7 protein-coding genes are annotated in these 11,856 nt (G+C 46.4%); 3 read left to right on the plus strand and 4 right to left on the minus strand.

All coding sequences use genetic code 11. The annotated features are described in order from the left end of the window. Positions 1 to 6 precede the first annotated feature (6 nt). Together R7Z77_RS00255 and R7Z77_RS00260 are read right to left on the minus strand one after the other, a co-directional pair. The gene (locus tag R7Z77_RS00255; protein ID WP_064354480.1) at positions 7 to 1,398 is read right to left on the minus strand and encodes a glycoside hydrolase family 1 protein; all 1,392 of its coding nucleotides are present in this window, start codon (positions 1,396 to 1,398) and stop codon (positions 7 to 9) included. A 148-nt stretch (positions 1,399 to 1,546) separates the two neighbouring features. Further along, positions 1,547 to 3,607: a sensor histidine kinase gene (locus R7Z77_RS00260; RefSeq protein WP_064354481.1), complete on the minus strand. Its 2,061-nt coding sequence runs from the start codon at positions 3,605 to 3,607 to the stop codon at positions 1,547 to 1,549. A gap of 171 nt (positions 3,608 to 3,778) precedes the next feature. On the opposite strand from R7Z77_RS00260, the gene R7Z77_RS00265 reads away from it, so the two are divergent. After that, positions 3,779 to 5,128 carry a sigma-54-dependent transcriptional regulator gene (locus R7Z77_RS00265; protein ID WP_064354482.1) on the plus strand — a complete coding sequence of 450 codons (1,350 nt, stop codon included), beginning with the start codon at positions 3,779 to 3,781 and terminating at the stop codon, positions 5,126 to 5,128. A 43-nt stretch (positions 5,129 to 5,171) separates the two neighbouring features. On the opposite strand, the gene R7Z77_RS00270 is transcribed toward R7Z77_RS00265, so the two are convergent. Beyond that, positions 5,172 to 6,380: a GGDEF domain-containing protein gene (locus tag R7Z77_RS00270; protein WP_064354483.1), complete on the minus strand. Its 1,209-nt coding sequence runs from the start codon at positions 6,378 to 6,380 to the stop codon at positions 5,172 to 5,174. A 103-nt stretch (positions 6,381 to 6,483) separates the two neighbouring features. Further along, positions 6,484 to 7,794: a branched-chain amino acid transport system II carrier protein gene (gene brnQ, locus R7Z77_RS00275; protein ID WP_064354484.1), complete on the minus strand. Its 1,311-nt coding sequence runs from the start codon at positions 7,792 to 7,794 to the stop codon at positions 6,484 to 6,486. Between the two features lie 836 nt (positions 7,795 to 8,630). Between brnQ and R7Z77_RS00280 the strand changes: the two genes are divergently transcribed. Both R7Z77_RS00280 and R7Z77_RS00285 read left to right on the plus strand, forming a co-directional pair. Further along, positions 8,631 to 9,641 (plus strand): TAXI family TRAP transporter solute-binding subunit, encoded by a 1,011-nt coding sequence (locus R7Z77_RS00280; RefSeq protein WP_005374185.1) that lies wholly within the window; start codon positions 8,631 to 8,633, stop codon positions 9,639 to 9,641. A gap of 88 nt (positions 9,642 to 9,729) precedes the next feature. After that, positions 9,730 to 11,853 carry a TRAP transporter permease gene (locus tag R7Z77_RS00285; protein ID WP_009705104.1) on the plus strand — a complete coding sequence of 708 codons (2,124 nt, stop codon included), beginning with the start codon at positions 9,730 to 9,732 and terminating at the stop codon, positions 11,851 to 11,853. Positions 11,854 to 11,856: the final 3 nt, after the last annotated feature.

The following is an 11,856-nucleotide window of genomic DNA, read 5'->3' on the forward strand; positions in this document are numbered from 1 at the left end:
ACAGGCTTAGCTTTTCAATGAACCGCCTGAAGTACGAATCACGTCTTGATACCAGAAAAAGCTTTTCTTACGTTTACGTTCTAGCGTTCCTTGCCCATCATCATAACGATCGACATAGATAAAGCCGTAACGTTTGCTCATCTCAGCGGTTGAGTTCGCGACCAAATCGATTGGCCCCCAGCTGGTAAAGCCCATCAACTCAACGCCATCCAGAATCGCTTCGTGTGCTTGCACAAGGTGGTCGTTCAAGTAAGCGATGCGGTAATCATCTTGAATCTCACCGTTTTCATCGATTTCATCACGTGCACCTAAGCCGTTTTCTACGACAAACAGTGGTTTTTGGTAGCGATCGTGAAGGAAGTTCAGCAGAATGCGCAGGCCTTTTGGATCGATCAACCAGCCCCATTGGCTCTTCTCAAGATATGGGTTTGGTACGCTATCGACAATGTTACCCACTTCCTTCTGTTTCGGGTCTGCACTTGCACAGCCACTTGCGTAGTAGCTGAATGAGATGAAGTCGACACTCGCAGACGCAATTTCTTCTAAGTCGCCTGCTTCCATCTGAATTTCAATGCCGTTTTCGCGGAAGTAACGCTTCATGTAGCCAGGGTACTGACCACGTGTTTGCACATCACCGAAGAACAACCACTTGTTGTTTTCATGCATTGCAGCAAGCACGTCATCAGGGTTACAGGTATATGGGTAGTTGATTGCGCCAAGCAGCATGTTACCAATCTTGCCGTTTGGTACGATTTGCTGACACAGTTTTACCGCTTTTGCGTTGGCGACTAGTTGGTGGTGAATCGCTTGGTAAATCTCTTGTTCACTGGCGTCTTCTTGCAAACCAACACCAGTAAATGGTGCGTGTAGAGACATGTTGATTTCGTTGAACGTTAACCACAGCTTCACTTTGTCTTTGTAGCGTTCCAGCACGGTGCGAGCATAACGTTCGAAGAATTCGATGACGCGACGATCGCCCCAACCACCGTAGTTCTCGACCAGTGCGTAAGGCATTTCGTAGTGAGATAATGTCACGAAAGGTTGGATGTTGTGCTCGGCAAGTTCGTCAAAAATTTTATCGTAGAACGCCAAACCTTCTTCGTTAGGTTCTAGTTCGTCCCCGTTCGGGAAGATGCGGCTCCATGCCAAAGAGAGACGCAGACAGTTAAAGCCCATCTCTTTGAACAGCGCGATGTCTTCTGGGTAGCGATTGTAGAAGTCGATCGCCACGTCTTTGATACCCGGTGTACGCTCTTCACGGGTTTGATGCGGACTCAAAATACCGTTTGGCAGCATGTCTGATGTCGATAACCCTTTACCCCCAAGGTTGTACGCCCCTTCTACTTGGTTTGCAGCAATGGCACCACCCCAAAGAAAATGTTCAGGAAACTTAATCATGTTTCTCACTCTTTATATTTAGGAAATGTTTGTGGATTTATTGCTTGAGAATAGTGTAGGAGACACCTCGATACTTGTATCGAGATCGTATTTTTCTCAAACAGCGGGGATGCTTAGTTCTAATGATGATTTTGTAATCAATATCAACCTAGGCTGATTTGAACAATAGAGTGAAAGTCAGCCCATTTTGTTCATTCTTATGCACGGTAATTTGTCCGTTCATATCACGCATATTGTTGGCCGTAATCGCTAAACCCAGCCCCAACCCTTCACCAATTTTCTTTGAGGTTTGGAAGGGTTCAAACATGGATTCAAGCATCTCATTCGACACGCCGCAGCCATTATCACTGACGATCAGTTCGACCTGATTGTCGGTTGGATTGACGATCAAGCTGAGCTGCGGGTTGGTGGTATGGTTCATTGCGTCTAGCGCATTCGAGACAAGATTACCGAGTACCTGAAGCAGTCGTTGTTCTTCACCCAAGATGTTAGGTAAGTCATGAGCAACTCGAACACGCACATCCACTTTGTCTAGTTGGGTTTGATAAACGCGTAGGGTCTCTTCGAGTGCGGAAGTAAGAGAAATTGCTTGTAGGCTTTCTGGTTTGTTGTAGGCGAACGTCTTCAGCTGACTGGTCATGCTTGCCATACGATCAATCAGCTTTTGCACCAAAACATTGTTGGCTTTCATCATCTCGGTTTCGCCGCGTTCCGCCAGCAGTTCGTTCGTGGTGAGCAGGGTACGCAAGCCTGTCAGTGGCTGATTGAGCTCATGAGTAATCGCGCTCGACATGCGACCCAAGGCGGCCATTTTGCTCGATTCAATTAATTGGTTTTGCGCTTCTTTTAGCGCTTGAGTTCGCTCTTCTACCCGTTGCGCCAGTTCTTGGTTGACCTGTTGCAGCGATTGCTCGGCTTTTTTCCGCTTACTGATGTCTATGATCGTTGCAAGGAAATACTGCTCGCCATGCCAAGGGAAACTGGTTAGCGAGAACAGGACAGGGAAGACGCTTCCATCGCTGCGTCTGGCAATGGTTTCGACCGTGCTGATCTCTGCGAGCTCTTTATGCTTAGGCAAGTCCTTGAGCAACTTAAGTGTGGTGGAATTGGGGTTGCCTGCGTCGAATAATTCCCAAGCAAAAGCGTGTCGATTGACGCTCTCTGGTAAACAGAACAAACGCTTCGCCATTGGGTTGAGATCGAACAGTTGCCCTTGTTCATCAATCAATAGCAAACCAACGTGGGTTTTATTGATCATCTGTTTCAAGCGGCGTTGGGACTCTTCCAACAGGGCTTGAATTCGTTGTTGATTGATGTGCTTTTGTCGACGTTGTAGACCAATGATGACGAGTAATACAACCAACAAGAGCAGCGCCGCTACGCTCCAACCAATCACGTTGATGGTTTGTTGAATCGGCTTAGAAGGGGTGAGGTAGCTGACGTACCAATTCAAATCATCCAATTTAACGGTGTGCGCAAAATAGCGTTGCTGATTGAGCGTCCACACACTGATATTAGTGTTGTCGTATAAGCGCTGCGTTTCTAACTGAACGGCGTTGCTTGGTTCGTTAAACCAGTCTGCGTTATAGAGCGAGCTGCTCGATAGGAAAAAGCGTTGCTGACGGTTCTGCAACGTAATGATGTCTTGGCTAGTAATAGTCTGTTCGGTCAATAAGCTGAGGTTGATTTGCACCACCACAATGCCTGCTATATCCAGACCGTCGTAGATAGGGGCTGCAAGATAATACAACGGACTCGAACCTTTGGTTTTGTTCACCAAGGAAACACCGCCGCCTTGATTGTGAATTTGTTCCACAATGGCTTTTCGGTCAGATAGGCTAAAGCGCTCTTCGATTAAACTCGAGACCAATACTTCGCCAGAGTTAGACAGGATTAGCCAACCTTCCGTATTGGCGGCTTTATCTAGCTGAGTCAGTTGGGTTTGCAATGGCTCGTAATAAGTCCGGTTTCCTTTTACAAACGCGATGGTTTCCGGATTATTGGTGACAAGGTAAGGCAAGTGATAGAAGCGTTTGAGTGCACGGCGAACTTCACCGATATAGTCGAGCAGTTTTTGTTGAGCTTCGGTTTGAGTTTGTACGCTCAACCATTGACGAGCAACCTCTCTGCTGGCGCTATAACAAGACAACATCAGCACTGTTGCAATTACGACCACAAGCCACGTTTTGCCATTCCTTTTGCGCTGCATACTGACTCCGTTCAGCTAGTGCGTTCTCACCGAGAGTCATTAAAGAGTGCGCCTAACTGGTTGGATGTTAAAGACTTGTAAGCAAGAAGTGAGATCTAGCTCCTTTTCTCCTCAGTGGTTTTTGCTACCGTTAGCAAAGAGCGATTTCTATTCCACCTACGGTAGTAACTCATGGCTTTTGACGACACCCCTAAAATTGCACTTATCGAAGACGATGACATTGTTCGTCAGGCTACCAGTCAGTGGCTGCAACTGGCGGGGTTCGACGTGACCGCATTCAGTTTAGGAGAAGAGGGGAAAGCGGCCATTCTTAGCCAAGAATTTGATGCGATTGTCAGTGATGTTCGCCTGCCGGACACCGACGGCTTGTCGATACTAGAAAGCCTGATTGCTAATCACATCCCAACGCCAGTTATTTTGATCACCGGACATGGTGATGTCGATATGGCAGTTGGGGCGTTGCAAAACGGTGCGTTCGATTTTATCGAGAAACCTTTCCAACCTGAGCGCCTATCCCAGCGAGTGACCGATGCGGTCGAGAGTTATCGCGCACAAACGTCTACTCAAGATCGCCAAGAGTATCTATCTAGCGTTAGCGGCTTAGAAGAAGTGCTGATTGGCCGAAGCCGTGTGATGCAACAGCTTAGAGAACAAGTTGCCAAGTTAGCACGCATTGATACTAACGTGATCATTTACGGCGAAACAGGTTGTGGTAAAGAGCTGGTGGCGACCAGTTTGCATAATGAAAGCCAACGCAGATCCTATCATTTTGTGCCAATCAACTGTGGCGCTATTCCTGAGAACCTGTTTGAAAGTGAGCTGTTTGGACATGAAGCAGGGGCATTTACCGGAGCGGGTAAAAAGCGCATTGGTAAGTTGGAATACGCGGATAAAGGCACTTTATTCTTTGATGAAATCGAGAGTATGCCACTGTCTATGCAGGTGAAAGTGTTGCGTTCATTACAGGAACATACGGTTGAGCGCGTTGGGGGTAACCAACAGATCTCGGTTGATTTAAGAGTGATCGCCGCCGCGAAAGAAGATCTCAATGAGCATGACGAGTTTCGTCAGGATTTGTACTATCGTCTTAATGTGGCGCAGATCTATTTGCCTCCGCTACGTGAGCGAGAAGAAGACGCGTTGATCTTGTTCGAACACTTTGCCCTGAAAAGTAACCCTGAGAGTCGTCCGCTGAGTGAAGCCGATAGAAAAGCCATTCTTGCTTACGCTTGGCCCGGTAACGTGCGTGAGCTTAGAAATGTAGCAATGCGTTTTGCTCTGGATGAAACCGTCTCCGTGATGGAAATTCTCTCCAGTCGACCATCTTCTACAACCGAAGAGACACAAGCAGGCGTTCCGTTGGCGATTCAGCTACATAATTTTGAGCGTAAAGTGCTGCATGATTCTTTAGTCAGGCATCATGGACGCATCAATGAGGTGATGCAGGAGTTGGATTTACCACGTCGAACCCTTAACCAAAAGATGCAGAAGTTTGGTTTGAATCGCTCCGACTATACTTAGTGCGATTTCTAGCTAATTCGAAATCACTGGCATAACAAACATGTTATGCGCTTTTGGCAGGAGCTGGGACAAACTTATAATTTAGGTCTTTACCTTCTCCAAACAAGGTAACGAGGTTCCTTCCTGTATGTTTAGAGCTATATAGCGCTTCGTCTGCTTCAGCAAGCGCCTCTTGAAGTGATTGCCCCTCAGATAACTGACTGATACCAAAGCTCATGGTCACTTCAGTTTTAAATGATTGCAAAGCGGTTTCAGTTTCGACCGCAAGGCGAATTTGCTCTGCGAAAATTTTGGCTTGCTGTGCTTTTTCGAGCAAAACAATCATGAACTCGTCACCACCAAATCGCACAATGCAGGCTGACTCAGGAAGATGCTTTTTAAAAATAGTGGAGATCGTTGCCATGACGGAGTCGCCAACCGTGTGACCATAGTGATCATTAATCGCTTTGAACTTGTCGACATCAGTCATAATAATGCTGATTGCTTGGTTTTTTTTATGTGCTTTACTAACCAAGTTTGGAACGATTTCTTCCATGGCTCGACGATTATATAGCCCTGTGAGTGCATCTAAATGAGAGAGAGCATTAATGGATTGCACCAAGCGTCCGTTAATTAACCACAGCATACTAAAGCTCAAAGCAACGATCAGGCAGATGCTAAATAAGAAAGTCAGCTGATGGATAAGGCCTGCGACCATAAAACTTGGTAACTCACCTGAAAAAGTACTCCAAAGCGCCCTAAATCCCATAAAAAAACTAAATCCAAAGAAAGAGTAAGCCATTGCTTTAACAGGGAGCTTTAAGTCCTTTTGGGTACCTTTAAGCATGGCGACACCACTAAAGAAGGTGACGATACAAATATACGTGCTCAGATAAATAATACGGCTTTTGATAGAAGGGTCATGGAAGGTGAAATAGTAAAATGAACCACTAAAAACAGGTGTTAACAAGGTGAGACAGTGAGCCAATTTTAAAGGGTATTGACGAAAAATGCTTACGCTATATAGCGTAAGCAAGAAGCCGACTAATATGAGAGTGTTGGCTATGACGATGGTCAGCCAGTCTGGCGCAGAGCCTCTAAAGCCAAGTAAAAAAGGACCTAAACCAATAAACAGTAGTGATATCGAGAAGGTTTTTAGGCCTTTGACTCTACCCTGAGTGTATTGATAACAAAGCAGACTAATAGAGTAAATGCAAGAGAACAGAATAACGATAAAGTTCAGTGTTCTGATGTCTAGATACTGATTATCCATAGGCGACCCATATCAATCTTTCATTCAGGCAACTCCTTTGCCTGATATCAATAAGCGAGCTACATAGTAACTCACTTATTGAGCGATGTCTTATGTTAAACGGCTATTCATTCACCAGCTCGAATTGTTCGGTTTGGTTGGTTTTCGTCGTAAACAGCAGACCAACAATCATCATAAATACGCTAGGCATAATCCAGCTAGCAAAGTCATTGTACAGAGGCATGTAATTACCCATCCACTCATCGGTGGAATCTGGCATGTAACCTAGGATGTGCAGCGCATCAACACAACCAAACGTTAAAGCAGTGAACGCCGTCGCTACCACCATGATTTGTGACATCTTGTTGCGCACTGGTGCCATGACCATCAACGCAATCGCGACTGGGTGAAGCGCCACAACCGCTGGCAATGTGATAGCCAATAGTTGCTCTAGACCTACGTTAGCGATCAAACCTGCCAATACCATGGTCGTGATAACGCAGCCTTTGTAGTTCACTTTGCTGAAAGTGTTGTCGTAGAACTCACTGCCTGCGGTGGTTACGCCGATAGCAGTAGTCAAACACGCCAATACCATCACGGCCCCTAGTAATAGTGAGCCAAATGCGCCGAAGTGGCTAAAGGTGAATGCCGTTAAGATGTCGCCACCGTTACTGAATTCAGAGCCTAAGTATGAGCTTGTTGAGCCAATGTAAGCCAATGAGATGTAAACAAATGCCATGGCAACCGCGTACATTAAAGCAGCAATTAGTGTGTATTTTGCAGTGGCTTTCGGGCTATCCACACCCATGCTGCGAATCGCGCGGAAGATAATCCAACCAAAACCGATAGAACCTAGCGCATCCATGGTCATGTAGCCTTGGGTCAAGCCTTCAGCAAATGCGCCAGATACGTATGGTCCTGTTGCGGTAGTTAGCTCACCTGCAGGAGAAATCAAAGCCGTCACAGACATGATGATCAAGATACCCATCAAGGCAGGCGTTAAGATCTTGCCTAGGTTGTCGACCAACTTACCCGGATATAGGGCAAATAGAATGGTGATAGCACAGAAGGCAATAGTGAAAGGCACCAAAGCGGCATCACCAAACATTGGTGCAAAGCTAAATTGGTAAGCGACGGTAATCGCACGTGGGATCACGAACGCAGGGCCAATCACGATAAACACCATCACCCAAAAACTGGTCGCCAAAGGTTTAGGTAGGGCAGCGGTTAATTTGTCTGAACCGTTTACGATAGCCACCATCACCAGTGCCATCGCAGGCAGACCTACACCCGTCAAGAGGAAGCCAGACATCCCGCTCAGAAAGTTTTCACCTGCTTGGTAACCCAAAAATGGAGGGAAGATCAGGTTACCCGCGCCTAAGTACATGGCGAAAGTCATGAAGCCCAAAGCGGCGATATTGCGTGCGCTTAACATTGTTATTCCTCTTATGTTTCGCTTGGAAGAAACTGAAAGGAATGGGAGGAGTATGTGGTGTTCCCGTCAGCTTCTTCTCAAGCTGACAGAAAGTTTAGATATAGCCTGTCAGCTCTGAATCAGTTTCAGAGAGAGCAGGAGGATCGCAGCAGCAACGCCAGATGGGCGTTTTAAAGCGAATTGTAATTGCGCAGTTGCTGACATGGGTGATCCTTAAAGACGAAAAAATACCAAGGAATACGTTTGCCTTGGCGTGTTGTTACACTAACGAACATAGGGCCATTGGCACAACCCCAAAGTAGAAAATAAGTTGATACGGTCAATGTTTATTTCTGAACTGGTGGATCGAGCTGCTTTTTAAATTAAAAATTAGAATAAATGACTTTTCATTTTTGTAACATGGCTTTCTTTGCTGTATTTTTGTGCTATTTGTAGTCGTTTAGGCTATAAACCTCAGCTGATAAATTGAGCAGTTTAGAATGATGCGCTTTTTCTTCTTATTGTTAAGACGCTCATTAGTTGCAATTCAATCCAAAATTGCATCGGCAAAATATTGCTTATTAGTGAATCGTGCATTTATTTTGTCTTGATCACATTTTATTAACCTTTTGCGATCTAGGCGTGCAACCTTCTCCTCTTCAATGAGCAAGATCTTGCTCATTACTTTGCTATCAAATCAGCATGATTTTGCTCATTTTTGATGTCTTTCAGCTCTTAGTTCAATAAATACAAAGGGTTAAAAGTTGGCATTTCAATTGCTCTAGGGAATGTGTTGTTAATAAAGGTTTAACATGATGTAAATCCCCAATCGTGAAACGACTACACGGAGAGTAATAATGAAAATGAATAAGCTGGTAAAAGCTTTGGCTGTCGCTGTGACTTCTTTTGGTATTGCTGCTAACGCTGCGGCAGAAGATCGTAGCTATATTCTTGCAACGGCATCGACAGGTGGTACTTACTACCCTGTGGGCGTAGCGTTGGCGACGTTAAGCAAAGTGAAGTTGGCACCAAAGCACCACTTCTCCCTTTCTGCAATCAGCTCTGCGGGCTCTGGTGAAAACGTTAAACTGCTGAATGAAAACGAAGCACAGTTCGCGATTCTACAAGGCCTTTACGGTGCGTGGGCTTGGTCTGGTGAAGGTCCTTATGAGAAGAGCGGTCGCCAAGAACAACTGCGCTCAGTCTCTATGCTTTGGCAAAACGTTGAGCACTTTATTGTTCGCTCTGACCTAGCAAAAACGGGCACAGTGACTGATCTGAACAACCTAGATGGCAAGAAGTTCTCTATCGGTAAGAAGAACTCAGGAACTGAGAACTCTGGTCGCCAAATCATGAAAGGTCTGAAGGTCGACCCTGATAAATTCAATCTTGCTTACATGGGTTACGGCGGCAGTGCGAGCGCACTTCAAAACGGCACCATTGACGGCATGAACACGCCTGCGGGTGTACCTGTTGGTGCGGTCACTCAAGCTTTTGCTGCGTTGGGTAAAGACATTTCGATTCTTTCGTTTACTGACGAACAAATCAAAGAGGCGAACGGCAATTACAACCTATGGACGAAGTACGAGATCCCAGCGAACACGTATCCAGGTCTAGATAAGCCGATCACTACCATTGCACAGCCAAACTTCTTGGCAGTTCGTGAAGATATCTCGGAAGAAGACGTTTACCAGCTAACCAAAGCAATTTACGAGAACCTGCCTTTCCTACAAGGCATCCACAAAGCAACAAAAGCAATGGCGATTGAGAAAGCGATTGCTGGCTTGCCAGTGCCTCTTCACCCAGGTGCGGCGCGTTACTACAAAGAAATGGGCATCGAAATCCCATCAGACTTAATGGCGAAATAACGCCAACTTCGCCCCGAGTTTTGGCTCGGGGCATTTTATCCCTACCGATTTCTAAGATGGAAAAAGCCGCCAGAGCTTGGAGTATGAGATGAGCGACTCAATAGAAAAGGAATTGCAGAAGTTTGAGCTGCCCACGCGCACTGATTTTCCGTGGGTAACCACCACAATTACAGTGTTTGGCGTGGTGTTGTCTGCTTTGCACATTTGGTTTAATACCTTATCGACGTTACCAGAGTTATGGATTTCCGCGACCCACTTTGCTGGCTTTGCGGTGATTTGTGCGCTTTGGTATCCGGCTCATATCTCTCTTAAGCAGAGTAAGATTGCACTCGGCATCGATGTGTTAATTGCTATGGGCGCGGTCGCGTGTTTGCTCTACATTCCCTATGCCGAAGATGCGCTGTATGAACGCGGTGTGAAGTTCGTGACCAGCGATTGGGTCTTCGCCATCATGGCAATCCTGATTGTGATTGAGCTTATCCGACGCACCATGGGTTGGTTTATTCCAGTGCTGATTGTGGTGTGCCTGAGCTACGTTGTGCTTTGGGGTAAGTGGGCGACAGGTATTTTCCACTTCCCGGGTTTGAGCATGGAAACCTTGCTCTACCGTAGCTTCTATTCTTCTGAGGGCATGTTTGGCTCTATCTCGCGCATCAGTTGGACTTTCGTATTCATGTTCATTCTGTTTGGTGCGTTTCTTGTGCGCTCTGGTGTCGGTGATTACATCATCAATGTGGCACGTGCTGCGGCTGGCAAAATCATTGGTGGTCCCGGTTTTATCGCAGTGATTGGCTCGGGATTGATGGGCTCAGTATCTGGATCTAGTGTGGCAAATACGGTTTCAACTGGTGTTATCAGTATTCCTTTAATGCAAAAAGCAGGTTTCCCTTCGCGCTTCGCGGCGGGCGTTGAAGCTGCGGCGTCGACAGGTGGTCAGTTGATGCCACCAGTGATGGGCGCGGGTGCTTTCATCATGGCGTCTTACACGCAAATTCCTTATGTTGATATTATCGCCGTTTCTTTCATTCCTGCTCTTATCTATTTCTTGTCTGTGGCGTTCTTTGTGCGTATCGAAGCCAAACGCAGCGGCGTTCAAAAAATCACGACCAGCGATGAATCTCTACTGAAAGTGTTGATCAGCGGTTGGCACAACCTTATCCCGCTGGCGGTATTGGTTACTTTGTTGGTTCAAGGCTTTACGCCAACTTACGCTGCTGGCTTGTCGATCATTTCTGTGGTGGTGGCTTCTTGGTTCTCGAAAGATCACAAGATGGGACCAAAAGCGATCATCGAAGCGCTATCGCAAGGTGCGAAAAACATGGCGACAACAGCCGTATTGCTGGTGGGTATCGGTTTGGTGATCAACGTGATCAGTACAACGGGCATCGGCAACACCTTCTCATTGATGATCGACGGTTGGGCGAATGGCGACTTGTTCATCATGATCGTTCTGATTGCGCTCGCTTCTCTTGTTTTGGGTATGGGTTTACCTGTTACAGCGGCGTATATTGTGTTGGGCACACTGTCTGCCCCTGCGCTTTACAAGTTGATTGCGGAAAACCAATTGCTTGAATTGATGGTGTCGGGTCAATTGCCTGAACAAGCAAAAGCCATCTTTATGTTGGCGGCGCCAGAAAAGCTGGAACTGCTTAATGCTCCAATGGCGTTGGAAACCGCGAAAGAAATGGTGGCGCTAGTGCCTGCGGACTTTATGGAAACCCTACTAGAGCAAAGTTTGGGTATGGAAGCGGTAGGCTTGGCGTTGCTGGCTGCTCACCTCATCATCTTCTGGTTATCGCAAGACAGCAACGTTACGCCTCCAGTGTGTTTGACCGCATTTGCAGCAGCGACCATCGCTAAAACACCGCCAATGCGCACTGGTTTGATGGCATGGAAAATTGCCAAAGGTTTGTATCTTGTACCGCTGTTGATTGCTTATACAGGCTTAGTCAGTTGGGATGTGACGTCAGTGATTACCGTGGGCTTCTTTGCCATCATCGGTACCTATGCATTGATTGGTGCGATTGAAGGCTACTTGGAAGGTCCTCTAAACATTCTGACGCGTCTCTTGTTGGTAGTGGTAGGTACATTGCTAGTTTGGCACGACATCCCAATGTTGGTTCGTGTGGCAAGCTGCGCGGTATTTGTCGCGGTGTTCATTTACAGTGGTCGCAAGTTCAAATTGCAACAATCTCAACTATCGGTTTTATAAGAG

Source organism: Vibrio sp. 1401 (genome assembly GCF_033340295.1).